Source organism: Actinosynnema sp. NPDC023794, assembly GCF_040639675.1.
Lineage (GTDB): Bacteria > Actinomycetota > Actinomycetes > Mycobacteriales > Pseudonocardiaceae > Actinosynnema > Actinosynnema luteola.
In genome coordinates, this window is sequence record NZ_JBFAFR010000019.1 from 64,620 (window position 1) to 82,243 (window position 17,624).

The window sequence follows — 17,624 nt, forward strand, 5'->3', positions numbered from 1 at the left end:
GCACACCGCCCGAACCCATGCCGCCGCCGATGTGGGAACCCGACTCGACGGCGACCGTTCGGCGGTCCACTGTTCTCTGCAACCGGGAGGTCCGATGAGCGGGGCGAACCTGCGCACCGCGTTGGCGCAGGACATGAGGGTCGGCGCGGGCAACGTGCTGCCCATGCTGCTGGAGCACGGCGCCGACCTCGACGCCCCGCGGATGACCTTCGACGTCGACGTGGACGGCATACCCGCGTGGACCCCGCTGTCGCTGCGCGACCTGGCCGAACGGGTCGCGGCGCGCGCGGACTGGTTCGCGCGCAGGGGGATCGGCCGACGTGACCCCGTCGCGGTGTTCGTCACCTCGGCGGCCGACGTGTTCCTCAACTTCTTCGCGCTCAACCACCTCGGTGCGATCCCGGCGCTGATGAACGGCAGCATGCCGATCGAGGTCGCCGCGGAGTTCGTCCGCCGGTTGCGCGGCGTCGGCGTGCTGGTCGACGCCGACCACGCGGCGTTGGGGGACCACGAACTCGGCGTGCCCGTCCTGGGCGACGCGTCGGAGACCGGCAGCGGCGACCCCGACCAGGCGCCGCCGCCCTACCGCCACCACGGCGACGACCCGGTGGCGATCACGCACTCCTCCGGCACCACCCGGATGCCGACGCCGGTCGTCCACTCGCACCACAGCCTGTTCGCCGCCGTGCGCGCGGTGCGGCTCACCGAGGCCAGGCCGCACGGCCAGGTGCGCGAGATGTCCGTGCTGCCCGCCGCGCACGCCGCCGGGATCATCGTGGTGAACCAGGCGTTGTGCAACGGCTACGAGCTGCTGTGCCTGTCGGCGCAGGGCGGTCCGTTCGAGCGCAGCGGCGAGGTGGTGCTGGACGCGATCGAGCGCTGGCGACCCACCGGTGTGTTCGGCTTCGCCGTCACGTGGGCCGAGCTGGCGCGGTTCGACCTGGCGAAGCGGGACCTGAGCTCGGTGCGCAACTGGTCCAGCACCGGCGACTGCGCGCACGAGGCGCACATCCGCAAGCTGGTCGCGGTCGGCAGCCACCCGGTGTGGACGCCGGACGGCGTGGTGGACGAGCCGGGTTCGAAGTTCATCGACACGCTCGGCTCGACCGAGATGGGCCACAGCGCGTTCGCCATCAGCCACCGGCCCGGCAGCGACCGCTACGACCGGTGCGTCGGCAAGCCGTACCCGTTCGCCGAGGTGGCGTTGCTGGACGTGACCACGGGCGAGGAGGTGCCGGTCGGCCAGGTCGGGCAGTGCGGGCTCAAGTCGCCGACGATCGCGCCCGGCTACTGGAACGACTCGACCGCCACCTACCGCAGCCGCCTCAACGGCTACTACCTGACCGGCGACCTCATGTACCGGGACGAGGAGGGTTACTACTACCACCTCGACCGGGCCAACGACGCGGTCGACCTCGGCGACGGCAACTGGCTCTACACCGCGTTGTCCGAGGAGCGCGTCCTGTCCCGTTGCCCGGACGTGCGCGATTGCACGGTGCTCGCGTCGAAGCAGGACGACGGCACCCCGGTGACCGACGTGCTGCTGGTGCTGCACGAAGGGGCCGATCCGGGGCTGGACCGGGGCGAGGCGGTGCGGGCCGCGCTCGGCGAGGCGGTGGCGCGAACGGTGCGGCGGGTCGAAGTGGTGTCGGACGGGCAGCTGACCGTGGGGGCGACCGGAAAGGTGCGGAAGTTCCTGATGCGCCAACGGGTCCTGGCGGACGCGCCACACGGGAGGTAGCTCGTGCGGTATCCGCTGTCGTTCGCGCAGGCGTGGGCGCTCTCCTTGCCCACGGCGCTGTCCCACGCGACCTGGCTGGACGGTCCGGTCGACCCCGTCGCGCTGCAACGGGCGATGGACGTCGTGGTCGCGCGGCACTCGACGCTCCGGACGCACGTCACCGACTCCGGGGAGCAGGTCGTCTCGGAGGCGGGGCGTGTGGTGGTGGAGCACGTCGTGCTGCGCGGCGACGTGGAGAGGGCCGAGTCGATCGCCGCGGAGCTGGCCGAGCGGCCGTTCGACCTTTCGCGAGAGCCCTTGGTGAGGGCCGCGGTGATCGAGGTCGGCGCGGACCGCCGGTTGTTCGCGCTGGTGGCGCACCGGGTCGTCGCCGACGGTCCCGCGCTGGGGATGCTGCTCGCCGATCTGTCCGCAGTGTACCGTGACGGTTTGTCCGCGTTGCCCCGGTCGTGGATGGACTACGGTGATTACGCCGTGTGGCAACGTGAGTGGTTGCGCGGTGAGGAGTTGGCACGTCAGCTGGAGCACTGGCGCGAGGTGTTGCGCGACGTTCCCGGACCGCTGCGACTCCCGGCCGGACACCGCGCCGCTTCGCTGACCGCGGTGGTCGACCCGGCTGCGGTCCGGCGACTGGCCGCCGTGGCGGAGGGGGTCGGCGCCACCCTGTCCACGGCGTTCCTCGCCGGGTACGCGGTGGTGCTGTCCCGGTACGCGGGCCGGACCGACGTCGTGATCGGCGTCCCGGTGAGTGGTCGCATCCGGGTGGAGCTGGAGCCGATCGCGGGCCCGTTCGCCGACGTGGTGCCGGTCCGGGTGTCCTTGGCGGGTGAGCCGGCCTTCGCCGAACTGCTCGTCCGGGTGCGGGACGCCGCCGCACAGGCGTTGTCGCACAACGAGGTCCCGCTCACGGTGCTCGCCGAGGAACTGGGGGTCGACCTCTCCGGCGCGGCGCGGTTCACCTCCCCGCCGCCTGTCTCACCCGCGCTGGACCTTCCCGGCGTGACCGTGCGGAGCCACATCGCCCTGACCGACGCCGCCGAGGCCGACCTCGACTTGCGTGCGGACGAGAACGGCGCGCTGACCCTGGCACACCGCACCGACTCGGCGTTCGCCGACTGGTTGCTGTCGTCGGTGGTGGCGGTGCTGGAGCACGTGGCCGCGGACAGCGTCGTGTCGGAGCTGCCGGTGCCGGTCCCCGAGGGCACGTGGTCCGCGGCGACCGAGCCGCTGCCGACCGGGCCGTCGCGGACGGAGCTGCCGCCGAACGGCGCGGTCGGGTCCGCCGCAGCAGGGGCCGCGAAGCCCGAGGCGGACGTGAGCCCGGTGCCGTCGCGGGGTGAGATCGAGCAGGCCATGGCCAAGACCTGGACCGACCTGCTCCGCCGGCTCGACCAGGTCGGCGTGCACGACAACCTGTTCGGCCTGGGCGGGGGATCGCTCACGGCGGTTCGGTTCGCCTCACAAGTCGCCGACACCTATGGCGTCACCCTGCCCCTACCGCGCATCTTCGCGTCGCCGACCATCGCGGCGCTCGCGGAGTTCGTGTCGGCGGAGTTGGAGGCCGCCCGAGCGGACCGGGTGGCGGAAGCCGATCGTGCGGCCCGGTTGGCGCAGTTGTCCGACGACGAGTTGGACGACCTGCTCCGCGCCGTCATGGCCACCCGCGAGCGTCGCCGGTCCACCGGGGGGTGAGCACGACGACTGCCGCCGCCGAGAATATCGCCGACCTGGCCACCGGCACGCTGTTCGGCGCGCTGGAGGATCCCGCTCTGAACTCGATGAATTTCCTCAACGAGGTGGCGATCCACTATCCGGACGCGATACCGCTGGCCGCCGGGAGGCCGAGCGAGGAGTTCTTCGAACTGGAGGACGTGCACCGATATCTGCGCATCTTCTCCCAGCACCTCGGCCGGCACCTCACCGAGGAACAGGTGCGGCGCACCGTATTGCAGTACGGTCGGACCAAGGGGATCATCCACGAACTGGTCGCGGAAAACCTCCGCCTGGACGAGGACATCCCGGTCGACCCGGAATCGGTCGTCGTCACCGCCGGTTGTCAAGAAGCGATGTTCCTCGTCCTGCGCGCGCTGCGTGCCGACGAATGCGACGTGCTGCTCGCGGTATCGCCGACGTACGTCGGGCTGACCGGCGCGGCCCGGTTGGTCGACCTGCCCGTGCGCCCGGTCCGCACCGGGGAGCACGGCATCGACCTGGAGGACCTGGTCGCGGTGATCCGCCGGGAACGCGCCGCCGGTCGCCGGCCGCGCGCCTGCTACGTCGTCCCCGACTTCGCCAACCCGTCGGGGCTGAGCCTGGACCTGGCGACCAGGCAGCGGCTGCTGGAGGTCGCGGCGGCCGAGGACATCCTGCTGATCGAGGACAACCCGTACGGGCTGTTCCACGGCGACGCGGACCGGGTGCCGACGCTCAAGGCCCTGGACGAGCACCGTCGCGTCGTCTACCTGGGCTCGTTCGCCAAGTCCGTGCTGCCCGGCGCACGCGTCGGCTACGTGGTCGCCGACCAGCGGGTAGCCGGCGCCGACGGCGCGATCGGCCTGTTCGCCGACGAGCTGTCGAAGATCAAGAGCATGCTCACGGTGAACACGTCGCCGATCGCGCAGGCCGTCGTCGGCGGCAAGCTGCTGGCGCACGGCTGCCGCCTCACCGGAGCGACCGCCCCCGAACGGCAGCTCTACGACCGGAACCTGCGGCGCCTCGTGACCGGGCTGGCGGAGCGCTTCCCACCCGGATCGGACGTCACCTGGACCGTGCCGACCGGCGGGTTCTTCGTCGTGGTCACCGTCGGGTTCGTGGTGGACGACCGGCTCCTGGAACGCTCGGCGCGCGATTACGGCGTGTTGTGGACACCAATGAGTCATTTCTATGACGACAGTTCGGAAGTCCGCGCGCTGCGCCTTTCGTGCAGCGTCGTCTCGGTCGAGCAGATCGACCGCGGCCTCGATCTGCTGGCCGCACTGATCAATGACGTGCGCCCGATCGGCGAACGTGATGATCCATCGCGGCCGATTGGCCGATAGTGCATCGGGTGAACCGTGACGTACGATTCTGCCCACTCGGACCGTGATTCAGTCGGAACTTCTGCGAAACTTTTCGAAGAGCTGTGCGGGACCAGGCGGGAGACCTGATGACAAAAGGCCTGGCGTCGCCCGGATTCGAACTCGAGACGAGTCCGGAATGGGTGGACGAGATCCTGCTCCGCGGCGCGGACGACGGTGTCTGCCTGTATTCGGGTGGACCGGTCGACCGGTCCGCGCTGCGCCGGATGGTCACCGACCGGCAGGCACGCCTGGCGGAGGCGGGGCTGCGCGCGGGCGGGTCGCTCGCGCTGCGCCTGCCGCCGTCGGTGGCGTACGTGGTCAACCTGCTCGCCGGGTGGCGCATCGGCGCCCAGGTCAGCCTCCTCGACCACCGACTGACCGCGTTCGAGGTCGACGCCGCGCTCGGCAGGCTCGCACCGCAGGTGGTGGTCGAGCCGGGACGGATCACCAGCAGCCCGCTCAGCGCGTTCGCCGAGGTGGAGGAGACCGTCACGGCCCGCCCCGGCCGTCCTGCGGCGACACCGCACGCGGTGATCCAGTTCAGCTCCGGCTCCACCGGGCCGTCCAAGGTGATCGGCCGCACGGCCGCCGACCTGATCGCCGAGGTCGAGCGGTACACCCGGATCGACGGCGTGCCGCTGCCGGGGGAGCGGATCGTCGTGCTGGCCTCGATGGTGCACGTCCTCGGACTCGTCGGCGCGCTGCTCTACGGCCTGCACGCGGGCGTGCAGATCAGACCGCCCGAACGGCTCACCGGCGACAGCGTGCTGGACGCGGTGGCGGCCGAAGCCACACCGGCGACGGTGCTGGGCGTGCCGTTCCACATCGGTCTGCTCGCGTCCGTTGTGGACCCCCCGTCCCTGCCGCAGCTCAAGCGCATGACCACCGGTGGCGAAGCGGTGCCCGCCGCGGCCGCGACCGCCTTCACGGGCAAGTACGGCGTGCCGCTGGGCAACATGTGGGGGATGACCGAGGTCGGCGTGATCGCGACCGACCTGTTCGGCGAGCACCGGCCCGCGCTCACCCCCGCGCCGGGCCTCGCCGTGGTCGAGCGCGACGGCGAGCTGCTGGTGAGCCGACCGCAGTCACCCTACGTGGGCCTGTCCGACCCCGACCGGTGGGCCGACGGCTGGCTGCGCACCAGGGACGCGGGCGCCGTCGACCCGGACACCGGCCTGGTGACGGTCAAGGGGCGCCTCGACTCGCAGGTGTCGGTCGGCGGCCTGAAGGTCGACCTGACCGAGGTGGAGGCGACGCTGGCCGAACTGCCCGGGGTGATCGCGGCCGTCGTGCTGCACGATGACGTGATCACGGCCTACGCGCAGCTCGACGCCCCGGCCACGGCGGCGACCGTCCAGGCGGGACTGGCCGAACGGCTCGCCGCCTACAAGAGACCACGTCGGGTGCACGTGCTCGACGCGATGCCGCGCACCACGACGGGAAAGCTGGTGCGTGACCGCTCGGTGCTCCGCGAGGTCGCGCGTGGTGGAAGGTGATCCGATGAGGACAGTGGGGGACGAGGACGGCGGGGAACGCGGTGCCGCGGTGAGCCAGGACGGCACCCCCGATCGGGACGACATCCTGGCGATGCTCGCCAGCCTCGACGGCAGACCGGCGGACGACGTCCCCGAGCTGATCGAGTCGATGGAGCTGGCCTGGCTCGTGCACCAGGTGGAACAGCGCTACGGCGTGCGCATGGAACTCGACAGCGGCCAGTACGGCCGCATGACCACCGTCTCGGGAGCCGTTGACGTGCTCCGGGAAGTGATCGGAATGCCTGATGAACATCTCCGGGATTGACCACATCGAGCTGTACGTGGGCGACGCGAGGCAGGCGGCGTTCTACCTCTGCACCGCGTTCGGGTTCAAGGTCTGCGGCCAGGGCGGCCCCGAGACCGGGCTGGAGGACCGACGCTCGCTGCTGCTGCGGCAGGGCGACATCCAGGTCGTCCTGACCACCGGTCTGGTCCCCGACCACCCGGCGACCGAGTACGTGCGCCGGCACGGCGACGGCGTGGCGGTCATCGGGATCGGCGTGGACGACGTCGAAGCCGCCTACCGCGGCCTCACCGAGCGCGGCGCCGAATCGGTGTCGCCGCCACGCGAGTACGTGGCCGAAGGGCCGGGCGGGCGCGACCAGCGGGTGATCACGGCCGAGGTGTCCGGTTTCTCCGACGTGACCCACCGGCTGGTCGAGCGGCACGGCTCGCGGCGCGCGTTCCTGCCCGGCGCGATCGAGGTGACCGACCCCGAACCGCAAACGGAAGACAAGCTGCTGCGCACGATCGACCACATCGCGATCTGCGTGCCCGCGGGCGGCCTCGTCCCGACCGCCCGGTACTACGTGGACGTGTTCGGCTTCACGCAGATCTTCGAGGAGTACGTCGAGGTCGGTGGCCAGGGCATGGACTCCAAGGTGGTGCAGAGCCCGTCCGGGCAGGTCACCTTCACGTTGATCGAGCCCGACCCGCAGCGCCGGCCCGGTCAGATCGACAACTTCCTGACCTGGCACGCGGGCGCGGGCGTGCAGCACGTCGCGTTCGGCACCGACGACATCGTCAAGGCGGTGGGCACGCTCGGCGACAAGGGCGTGCGGTTCCTCGGCACGCCGAGCACCTACTACGACACGCTCGAAGAGCGGGTCGGCCACCTGGACGCGCCGCTGGACGAGCTGCGCGAGCTCGGCGTGCTGGTCGACCGGGACCACTGGGGACAGCTGCTCCAGATCTTCACCGAGTCGATGCACGTGCGCCGGACGTTGTTCCTGGAGATCATCGAGCGGCGGGGCGCGCTGACCTTCGGCAGCGGGAACATCAAGGCGCTGTACGAGGCGAAGCGGGGCGAACTGTCCGGCACGACGGCCGGCTGAAGGGGAGACCACGGTGCACGAGTTCACGCTGACCGAGCAGGAGCGCGCCCTGCTCCCGACCGACGACGAGGTCCGGTTCTACGCCGAGCACGGCTGGTACCTGTCCAAGAAGCTCTTCTCCGACGACGAGGTGGACGAGCTGGCCGCCGCGGTCGACCGGTACTACTCGGGTGAGCGGAGCCGTCGGCTGCCGACCCGGCCTCCCCGGCTGGCCTACTGGACGCCCGAGGACGGCGACGTGCAGCGCCACAACGACTACGTGCACTACGAGAGCGACGGCATCGCCAAGGCGTTGCTCAAGCCGCTGCTCGGCGCGGTGGCCGCACGCCTGGCGCAGGCCGACGAGATCCGGGTGTTCCAGTCGACCCTGATCTACAAGCCGCCGATCGCCGCGGAGCCGTCCAACGTCGTGCCCTGGCACTTCGACAAGCACTACTGGTCGTCGTCCTCGTCGGACCGGATGCTCACCGCGTTCATCCCGTTCCACGACTGCGACGAGGAACTGGGCACGATCACCATGGTCGACGGCAGCCACCGCTGGGAGGAGGTCGGCTCGGACGACAGCGCGACCAAGCACTTCGCCGAGCGGGACGCGAACCACCTGGAGAACCTGCTCTCGGCCAACGCCGCGCACAACGGCACCCGGGTGACCAAGATCCCGATGATCATCCCCAAGGGGCACATGAGCTTCCACCACTGCCGCACCTACCACGGCAGCGGACCCAACCGCGCGGCCCGGCCGCGGCAGGCCATCTCGCTGCACCTCCAGGACGGCGACAACGCCTACCGCGAGTTCCCCCTGTCCGACGGCAGCCTCGCCTTCTACAACCACGACTCCGTCGTGCGCCACACCCCGGACGGCAGGCCGGACTACGCCGATCCGGAGTTCTGCCCTCCGGTGTGGCGGGCCTGACCGTGGTGCGGCCGGCGCCGGACACCGACATCGGCCTGTACCGGACGGTGCGGCTGATCCGCCGGTTCGAGGAGCGGGCGGTCGAGCTCGTGCGCTCCGGTGACATCGTCGGCGGCATCCACCCGTACACGGGCCAGGAGGCCATCGCGGTCGGGGTGTGCGCGGCGCTGCGCGGGGACGACATGATCACGAGCACCCACCGCGGGCACGGGCACGTGCTCGCGAAGGGCGCCGATCCCGCCAGGGTGCTCGCCGAGCTGGCCGGCCGCGCCACCGGGCTGAACCGGGGGCGCGGCGGGTCGATGCACGCGGCGGACTTCGGGTTGGGCATCCTCGGCGCGAACGCGATCGTCGGCGCGAACGGCGCCATCACCGCCGGCGCGGCCTGGGCCGCCAGGCAGGACGGCGGCGACCAGGTCGCGGTGAGCTTCTTCGGTGACGGCGCGGTCAACCAGGGCGTGCTGCTGGAGGCCATGAACCTGGCCGCCCTGTGGCGGTTGCCGGTGCTGTTCGTCTGCGAGAACAACGGTTACGCCACCACCCTGACAGTGTCGGACGCCGTCGCGGGCACGATCACGGGACGTGGCGCGGCGTTCGGGATGCCCTCGGTGACGGTGGACGGGATGGACCCCCGGACGGTGCTCGACGCGGCACGTGCGGCGGTGGACCGCGCCCGTGCGGGCGGCGGGCCGTCGTTGGTCGAGTGCCTGACCTACCGGTTCGACGCGCACCACACGTGGGAGCACAAAGCCCGGGTCCGCTACCGGGACGACGAAGAGGTCCACAGTGGACGACAGAGGGACCCGGTGCTGATCCAGGGCGCGAGGTTGCCCGCGGTGGAGCGGGAACGGGTTGACGCGGAGGTCGAGTCCACCATGAACGCGGCGGTCGCGTTCGCGCTCGGCAGCCCGCACCCCGACCCGGTCGGCGCGCTCGATCACCTGTACGCCACCGGGATGCGGGCGCGTCCGGGCGGTGGTGGGTGATGCCGTGGCTGTCGTACCAGAAGGCGCTCAACCGGGCACTCGGTGACGAGCTGGCCCGTGATCCGGCGGTGTTCGTGCTGGGCGAGGACGTCCGGGTGGCGGTCTCGAACGTGACCGCGGGCCTGCTCAAGCGGTTCGGGCCGGACCGGGTGCTGGACACGCCGCTGTCGGAGCAGGCGTTCACGAGCTTCGCCACGGGGGCGGCGCTGCTCGGTCGCCGTCCGGTGATCGAGTTCCAGATCCCGGCCCTGCTGTACCTGGCGTTCGAGCAGATCGTCAACCAGGCGCACAAGTTCTCGCTCATGACCGGCGGCCAGGCCCGCGTGCCGGTGACCTACCTGGTGCCCGGCTCCGGGTCGAAGACCGGTTGGGCCGGGCAGCACTCCGACCACCCGTACGCCCTGTTCGCCCACGCGGGCGTGAAGACGGTCGTGCCCGCCACACCCGAGGACGCCTACGGCCTGCTGGTCACCGCCATCCGGGACGACGACCCGGTGGTGCTGTTCGCGCCGGCAGCCGCGCTCGGGGTGCGGGTGGACGTCGATTTCGACGCGCTGGCCCCGGTGCCGCTCGGCGTCGGCCGGGTGCACCGGGACGGCGAGGACGTCACGGTCGTCGCGGTCGGGCACCTCGTGCACGACGCGCTCGCGGTCGCCGAGGAACTGGCCGGCGAGGTGTCGGTCGAGGTGTTCGACCCGCGCACCGCGTACCCCTTCGACTGGGACGGGCTGGCCGCGTCGGTGGCCCGGACCGGTCGGCTGGTCGTGGTCGACGACTCCAACCGCATGTGCGGCATCGCGGCCGAGGTCCTCGCCACCGCGGCGGAGCGGTTCGACCTGCTCTCCCCGCCGGTCCGGGTGACCAGGCCGGACGGTGCCGTGGTGCCGTTCGCCCTCGCGTTGGACCACGCCGTGCAGCCCGATCGCGCCCAGTTGACGGCCGCGATCCAGAAGGTGCTGAAACACTGACCACGGGAGGTCCGCATGTCACTGGACCCGCAGGTGCGGTCGACGCCGGAGAGCGTCCGGCCGCTGTACACGCTCTCGGTCGAGGAAGCCCGGGAGGCCGACCTCGGGGCGATCCGGGCGGCGGCGGGCCAGGGTGAGCCGGTGCGCCACGTCACCGACCGCCACCTGCCCGGACCGGACGGCGACCTGCCGATCCGGATTTACCGCACGGTGGACACGGCCGAGCCCATGCCCACCCTGGTCTACTTCTTCGGCGGCGGCTGGACGCTCGGGAGCATCGAGACGTCCGACGAGATCTGCCGCGCGCTGGCCAACGCGGTGCCGTGCCAGGTGATCACCGTCGGATACCGCCTGGCGCCCGAGCACAAGTTCCCCGCCGCCGTGGACGACTGCCGCACTGCCGTGTCCTGGATCGCGGCGAACGCCGCCTCCCTCGGCGTCGACCCCGACCGCCTCGCCGTGGCCGGCGACAGCGCCGGCGGCAACCTGGCGGCGGTGACCGCCCTCGGCACCCGAGGCGAACTCGCGCTCGCCGCGCAAGTGCTGGTCTACCCCAACACCGACCACCGTGGCGGGACGGAGTCCATGCGGGTCAACGACGACCCCGCCGCGTTCAACCGCCGGTCCGTCGCCTGGTACTGGAGCCACTACCTGGCGAGCCCGGACGACGGCCGCAACCCCCTGGTCTCGCCGCTGCTGGCCGAGGACCTCACCGGGCTGCCGCCGGCACTCGTGATCACGGCCGAGCACGACCCGCTCCGCGACGAGGGGGAGCAGTACGCCGAACGCCTGCGGGAGGCCGGTGTGCCCGTGGTCGCCACGCGCTATGACGGTGTGGCGCACGGCTTCTTCGCCATGTCGGGTGTCGTGGACGCGGCACGTGGAGCCAGGGCCGAGGTCGCCGCGTTCCTGCGCGAGCACCTCGTGATCGACGGCTGAGGCCCTGGGGTGGGACCGGCGACTTGAAGAACTTCCGGCATGGTCGTGCAGGTCGACGAAGCGGGCGGCCATCTCCTGGTGTCGCCGGCGCAGGCCGGTGCGGACTGCCGAGCGGGGACCGGCGCGCTGGTCGACCACCTGGCCGGCACCCTCACCGCACGCGACGTCGACGCGCTCCGCGACCGTGCGCGGTCCGGGGCGTGACCACCCGCGGACCAAGGGGACTGCTGCCAACGGCCTATTGACGATGCCTGCCGCCGGTGGTCCGGTTAACAGCGGGCACACACGCCCTGGAGGTCCGGGGGGACCTTCGCTGACTCGGGGGGAGCAGCAGTGTTCACTCATGCACGCCGCACGAAGTTGCGCGTACTGGTGGCCGGTGTCGCGGTTGTCGGCCAGATCGCGCTCGGCGCGACGGCGATGGCCGCGCCGACACCCGAGCCCGCGCCGACGCCGCCGGTCGCACCGGCAGCACCCGCCTCGCCCGAGGTCCGACCACCCGCGCCCACCGCACCCGGCGCGACCGCGCTGGACGTGCCAGACCTCGGCCCGATCGACCCCGGACCGGACGGGCACGTGCCGATCACGCGGGAGAGATCCAAGGCGCTGCAGGACATCGAGCCGCTGCCGGGGCTCAACCCGGCGCCCGGCACGGTGCCGGTCGAGCGCGCGCCCGTGGTGCCCCGGCCACCGGTCTCCCCGTACCAGCTCACCCTGCCGCAACGCCCGGGGCAGGAACTCGTCGACGCGACGGCGGCCGACGCGCTGGCGACCCTCGGGCGGGCCGGTCGGCTCAACCCCGACGGCACGCCGGACCTGGACGCGCGGAAGCTCCAGCCGCAGGTGTCGTCGGCCCAGCTCGTCGACCCGAGCCGGCCCGCGACGATCCAGGAGCTGATCGACGCGCTGCTGTCCGGCAACATCCCGCCGCCGCTGCCCGTGGACCCGTTGGCCCTGCTGAACGAACTGCCGGACGGCATCCCGCGCATCACCTACCGCGTGTGCTCCGAGTCGACCACGAAGCAGGTGTCCTGCTCCCTCACCTTGCCGCTCGGCGTACCCGCGATCGTGGACGTCACCGGCGACCGGACCCCGGACGTGCTGGCCGACCTGCTGCCCGCCGTCGCGGTCGGCGACGTCGTCGGGCCGGTCCGCGAGATCCTCGACCTCGAGCGGCAGATCACCGACGCCACCGCGCGCCTCAACGTGCTCGTCGAACTGCTCAAGGACCCGCTGAACGTGATCCTGCACCCCGAGTGGCTGCTGGAGAAGCTGGAGCTGGAAGAACTGCTGCGCGATCTGAACACCACCGTGCAGGAGAAGCTGACCGCCCTGCTCGACCTGATCAACGTCGGCTTGGCGTTCCTGCAACTGCGCCTGCCGACCAGCGAGCACGTCGGTCGCGACCTGCCCGGGCACGTGTGGGCCGTCTACGACATCCCGGGCCGCACGCGGCTCTCACTCGGGTTCGACGGGTTCCGCCGTGGCAGCAGCCTGCCCACCGGCACGCTCGGCATCTTCACGCTCAACCCGATCCGCGCCTTGCAAGGCATCTACGACATCAAGGCCACCCTGCTGTCGGCCGGTGCGGGCGAGTCGCTGGCGATCACGGCGGGCATGGCGTCGGTGCGCGACGACAGCGCCGGCGACGCCTACGACCCGACCGTCGCGAGCGCCCGGTTCTCCCCGGTGCCGAACGTCTTCCACGCGCACGCGTACATCGATCCGGGTGCGGCCGATCGGGGCCAACGGGCGACCGTCGACTCCAGCAGCACCGTGCGCACCCACCTCGACGCGCAGGTCCTCTCCAACCGCGGCGGGACGAGCCGGTTCGACCAGCTCAAGGTCGACACGCTGCCGACGCGGGTGTCCGCGGCGGTGACCAGGCCGGTCGGCGGCGGCGAGGCCGACGTCGAGTACCGCGCCGACTCCACCATCGACGACGTCCTGTTCGCCGACTACGTCTACGCGGGGCAGCGGCTCGACTGGGCGCTCCAAGCCGGCGCGAGGGCCGTGCCCGAGACCTGGGACGCGAACTTCAAGACCGCGCAGGACAGGATCACCGCGAACTACACCGCGAGCAGCCGGTTGGACGCGCTCGACGTGAACTTCTACGACCGCGACCCGGCGATCGTCGGGCGCGGTTCGCTGCGGGCCCTCCCGACGCGCCTCGACGTGCTGGTGGATCGCGCCGCGAGCCACGTCGAGCTGAAGGCGGAGCAGGCCATCGGGTCGGCCGCGGTCGCGTTCTCCAAGAACCTCGGCGACTACGCGCCGCTGGACGGCGACCACGCCACCGTGATCACCCGTGACCAGAAGATCGGGGCCAGTGCCCGGATCTCCGGGCTGAAGACGGCCGACGCCCACTTCGACGGCCACACCAGGCTCAGCACCGAGTTCGAGCCGGGTGGCCAGGCGTTCACCGGCGCGGGTGACATCGACGGCGTGCACAAGGCCAGGCTGGAGGTCTCCAACCTGCCCGCGACGCTGTCGGTCGACGCCGACACCGCGAACCGCACGGTCGCCTACAGGGCCAGTGCCGTGGTCAACCGGGTGCACGTCGCGTACACGAACACCGCGAACGGACCGACGCTGTTCGGCACCGTCCTCGAACTGCCATCCACCCTGGACCTGAAGTACGAGGTGGGTGAGCAGCCGAGGCTGCTCTACGCCGCGTCGAGCCGCGTGCCGCGGATCGAGCTGTTCGCCGGTCTCGCGCACATCGAGGCGCTGCGCCCGCAGGACGACCACTACCTGTCCGCGCTGACCACCGGTGTGCCGACGAGCGTCGACGTCACGATCGACCTGCCCGCCAAGCACCTGAAGGGCACGCTCGCGCAGGCGATGGACGGCATCGCGGTCGTCGCCCGCACTCCCGCCGCCGGTCGCGACTGGACCGCGATCGCCGAGTTGGCGGGCATCCCGACCGAGTTCGACGCGGACTGGGCGGACGGCGACTACCGATTCCGCGCCCTGACCGCGCCACTGGCCTCGGCACGGTTCGCGGTGACCAACCACCGCGACACCGTCGCGCCGACCGGCCTGCACGCCGCCGTCCACTACCGGCAGTCCACGGGCGATCTCGACGCGAGCATGGCCGTGCGCAACCTGTCGCACGTCGAGTACTCGAAGACGGAGGGCAACCAGACCTTCCGGCTCGACACCGACACCGGTGGCGCGCCCGTGTTCGTCGACGCGGAGGCGGTCCTCGCCACCGCGGACAACGTCGACGACGTCAAGTTCGCCGTGTCCGGCAGGGTCGACAACCTGCCGAGCACCATTCGGGTCGACTACGGGTCCGGGAGGCTGACCTACGCCGCCGACCGCAACGTCGGCCTCGCGCTCAACGTCGCGTTCGGCAAGATCGCCGCGCTGAACGGGCTCGGGGCGCCGCTGTTCGGCAACGGTGTCGCCGCGGTGGCCCGCGGCTGCGACGACGGAACCGGCTGCGAGAAGGACGACGGCGCGTTCTGCTCGACGTTCCCGCGCTGCTTCGGCGTGGTCGGCACGGTGAGCCTGCCGGGCCTGCCGACCGCCGTCACCGTCGACATGAACGCCCGCACGGTCGTCCTGGACGACTATCGGCCGACCGGCCCGCTCCAGGCGTACGTCGGCGTGCACGGGCTGATCGACGCGCTGCCCGACTTCAAGGCGTTGGCGACGCTGGCGGACGGGCCCTCGCCGGTGGACCTGACCGTCGGACCGATCGACGTCGGCGGCGGCAAGGTGGACGTCGGCTACACGGCGTCCGCCGCGCTCGGAGCCCTCACCCTCGACGTCGACACGCGCACCACCGACCAGCGGTTCCCGGTGGTGCGCGGCCGGGTGGCGGTGTCCAACCTGCCGGCGTCCATGCGCGTCACCGGCACCCTGGGCGACCGCACGACGCTGAGCATGCGCAACTCCGCCCCGGTGGACGAGATCGCGCTGACCGTGACGGGAGACCGCGTCGGGCACCTCCGGGCGGCCGTGCGCGGCGTGCCGGCCGAGGCCGACGTGGTGGTCGACGCCACCGCCAAACACGCCGAGGTCACCATGTCCGCGCCGATCAGCGCGGTCACCGCCCTCGTGCGCGACATCCCGGTGGACGGGCGCAACTGGTCGGCGTTCGGCGAGCTGCGGGACATCCCGGCGAAGTTCACCGCGGACTGGGCCGACGGGAACTACCGGCTGGCGGCGGAGTCGTCCGCGCTCGGGTCGGCGACGTTCGCGGTGACCAACCACGGTCGCGCGACGTCACCGGTCGGCCCGCACCTCGCCGGGCACTACCGGGAGGTGAGCGACGACATCGACGCGAGCGCGACGATCGCCGGGCTGAGGTCGGTCACCTACACCAAGGACAAGACCGGCTCGAAGGCCACGCTCGCCATGGCGGCGACCCGGATCGCGCTCGACGCCGACGCGGTGTTCGCCGCGAACGGCGCCGACGACACGAGGATCGCCGCGACCGCGCTCCTGGAGACGCCGAACACCGTCGAGATCGGCATGACCGAGGGCAGGATCACCTACCGGGCGGACCGGCAGGCGGCCTTCCAGGCCGAGGCGCGCGTGGGCAAGATCGCCGCGCTGAACGAGCTCGGCGCGCCGCTGTTCGACAACGGCGTCGCCGCACGGGGCCGGTCCTGCGCGGCCGGACCGGGCTGCGCGCAGGACGACAGCCCGTTCTGCACGCTGCTCGACGCCTGCTTCGGCGCGGTGGCCACGGTGAACCTGCCCGGCCTGCCCAGGACGGTCACCGTCGACCTCAAGACCAAGCAGGTGGACCTGACCGGGTACTCGCCCGCCGGTGGCGCGCTCCGGCTGTACGCGTCGCTCGACGGCCTGGTGGACGAGGTGTCGCACGCGGCGGGCATGGTCACCCTCTCCGGGCTGTCGCCGACGATCGACCACCTCACCGTCGGCCCGTTCCACCCGGCGGAGGCGGACCCGCGTGGGTTCACCTACGCGCACGACGCGCACGGGGCGTCGCTGGGCGGGGTGGACGCGCGGATCGAGGCGACCACGGCGGACTACGGGACCGTGTACGGCGCGGCCGGCCTGTCCAACGTGCCGGGCAAGGTGACCGTTGACGGGATCTTCGGTTCGAAGAGCACCGTGCGCTCGGTCGCGTCGGAGGGCATCGGCAGCCTGACCGCGCACGTCACCGCGGCGTTCCAGGGCGGTCCGGCGTCCGGGCGGCTCTCGATCACCGACGTGCCCGCGAAGCTCGACTTCGAGGTTGCCGGCTTCGCGGCTGGCGCCGTCGGCGCACCGAAGCTCGGCTACCGCGGCCGGTCGGCGGCGGACGCCGCTCAGTCCACTCTGGACGGATCGGTCGAAGTGGAGGCCGACCTGATCAAGGGGTTCCCGATCGGCGGGGTGGACATCCCGCTCGCGGGCAACGCCTTCGCGGGCTTCACCGACCTCGGCGCGGAGACCACCGTCGTGCCCAACAAGGACACGTCGATCGCGGTCGACTCCACGCCGAAGACCGGTGAGCTGAAGCTCGGTGCGACCGTGCACTCGGCCTACCCGGTGCAGCAGATCGACCTGGAGGTGTTCAACCAGGACGTGCCGGTGCTCGGCAACGCCAGGGGAACGCTCACCGGGCACGCCGGCGTGCCGAAGATCGAGATCGACGACTTCCAGCTCGTCCTGACCGGGTTCCGCCGGGTCAGGTTCCTGCCTGGTGCGGAGCTGAGCTACCTCACCACGGGCATCGAGGGCGACTTCGAGCGGATCTTCCTGAAGTTCGGAGGGCTGACCATCGAGCCGGACGTCGACCTCACGTTCCACGTCGACATCCCCGGCCCGGACCAGGAGGTGAAGCTGAAGCTCGACCGGAGCAACACCATCCACGGCATCCGCTTCCACCTCGCCGACCAGGAGTTGCGGCTGTCCAGGAAGTTCGACTTCTCGGTGGCCTGCCTCGCGGTCAGCACGCTGCCCGGCAAGTTCGCCACGAGTGAGAACGAGATCAGCATCGACGGGCAGCCCGGTCAGACGATCCGGCGGACCCTGAACTACCTCGACCCGGTGCCGTCACCGATCGGCATCGACCCGAAGGACATGTCGTTCGGCATCGACATGCTCACCGCCTACTACACCCACCCGTTCACCGAACCGCCCGCCCGCGCCGCGTACGACTGGTCGGCTGGTGGATGCTGAGC

At 71.6% G+C, this 17,624-nt stretch carries 12 protein-coding genes; all 12 read left to right on the forward strand.

Annotated features, from left to right (window positions below):
- The first annotated feature begins 94 nt into the window (after positions 1–94).
- The 12 genes from AB0H12_RS30505 (at position 95) to AB0H12_RS30560 (ending at position 17,622) form a co-directional block, all read left to right on the forward strand.
- On the forward strand, positions 95–1,741 hold the full coding sequence (locus AB0H12_RS30505) for a class I adenylate-forming enzyme family protein (RefSeq protein WP_499627564.1): 1,647 nt from the start codon (positions 95–97) through the stop codon (positions 1,739–1,741).
- Positions 1,742–1,744: 3 nt separating this feature from the next.
- Positions 1,745–3,433 carry a condensation domain-containing protein gene (locus AB0H12_RS30510; RefSeq protein ID WP_499627566.1) on the forward strand — a complete coding sequence of 563 codons (1,689 nt, stop codon included), beginning with the start codon at positions 1,745–1,747 and terminating at the stop codon, positions 3,431–3,433.
- Positions 3,430–4,779 (forward strand): aminotransferase-like domain-containing protein, encoded by a 1,350-nt coding sequence (locus AB0H12_RS30515; protein WP_499627567.1) that lies wholly within the window; start codon positions 3,430–3,432, stop codon positions 4,777–4,779. The genes AB0H12_RS30510 and AB0H12_RS30515 overlap by 4 nt, the downstream gene beginning before the upstream one ends.
- A 107-nt stretch (positions 4,780–4,886) precedes the next feature.
- Positions 4,887–6,296, forward strand: a complete 1,410-nt coding sequence (locus AB0H12_RS30520) for a class I adenylate-forming enzyme family protein (RefSeq protein ID WP_499627568.1) — start codon at positions 4,887–4,889, stop codon at positions 6,294–6,296.
- A gap of 13 nt (positions 6,297–6,309) precedes the next feature.
- Positions 6,310–6,600, forward strand: a complete 291-nt coding sequence (locus AB0H12_RS30525) for a hypothetical protein (RefSeq protein ID WP_499627570.1) — start codon at positions 6,310–6,312, stop codon at positions 6,598–6,600.
- A complete protein-coding gene (hppD, locus tag AB0H12_RS30530; protein ID WP_499627572.1) occupies positions 6,581–7,669 on the forward strand; it encodes a 4-hydroxyphenylpyruvate dioxygenase in 1,089 nt (362 codons plus the stop codon). The genes AB0H12_RS30525 and hppD overlap by 20 nt, the downstream gene beginning before the upstream one ends.
- Before the next feature lie 13 nt (positions 7,670–7,682).
- Positions 7,683–8,582 carry a phytanoyl-CoA dioxygenase family protein gene (locus tag AB0H12_RS30535; RefSeq protein WP_499627574.1) on the forward strand — a complete coding sequence of 300 codons (900 nt, stop codon included), beginning with the start codon at positions 7,683–7,685 and terminating at the stop codon, positions 8,580–8,582.
- Positions 8,570–9,568, forward strand: coding sequence for a thiamine pyrophosphate-dependent dehydrogenase E1 component subunit alpha (locus AB0H12_RS30540; RefSeq protein ID WP_499627576.1), 999 nt, complete (start codon positions 8,570–8,572; stop codon positions 9,566–9,568). The genes AB0H12_RS30535 and AB0H12_RS30540 overlap by 13 nt, the downstream gene beginning before the upstream one ends.
- Positions 9,568–10,536, forward strand: coding sequence for an alpha-ketoacid dehydrogenase subunit beta (locus AB0H12_RS30545; protein ID WP_499627577.1), 969 nt, complete (start codon positions 9,568–9,570; stop codon positions 10,534–10,536). Before AB0H12_RS30540 ends, AB0H12_RS30545 begins: the two co-directional genes overlap by 1 nt.
- Before the next feature lie 15 nt (positions 10,537–10,551).
- Positions 10,552–11,475 (forward strand): LipP1 family hormone-sensitive lipase, encoded by a 924-nt coding sequence (gene lipP1, locus AB0H12_RS30550; RefSeq protein WP_499627580.1) that lies wholly within the window; start codon positions 10,552–10,554, stop codon positions 11,473–11,475.
- Positions 11,476–11,514: 39 nt separating this feature from the next.
- Entirely contained in the window at positions 11,515–11,679 is a 165-nt protein-coding gene (locus AB0H12_RS30555; RefSeq protein WP_499627582.1) for a hypothetical protein, read from the forward strand.
- 129 nt (positions 11,680–11,808) lie between these two features.
- Complete coding sequence (locus tag AB0H12_RS30560; protein WP_499627584.1) at positions 11,809–17,622, forward strand: hypothetical protein; 5,814 nt, start codon at positions 11,809–11,811, stop codon at positions 17,620–17,622.
- Positions 17,623–17,624: the final 2 nt, after the last annotated feature.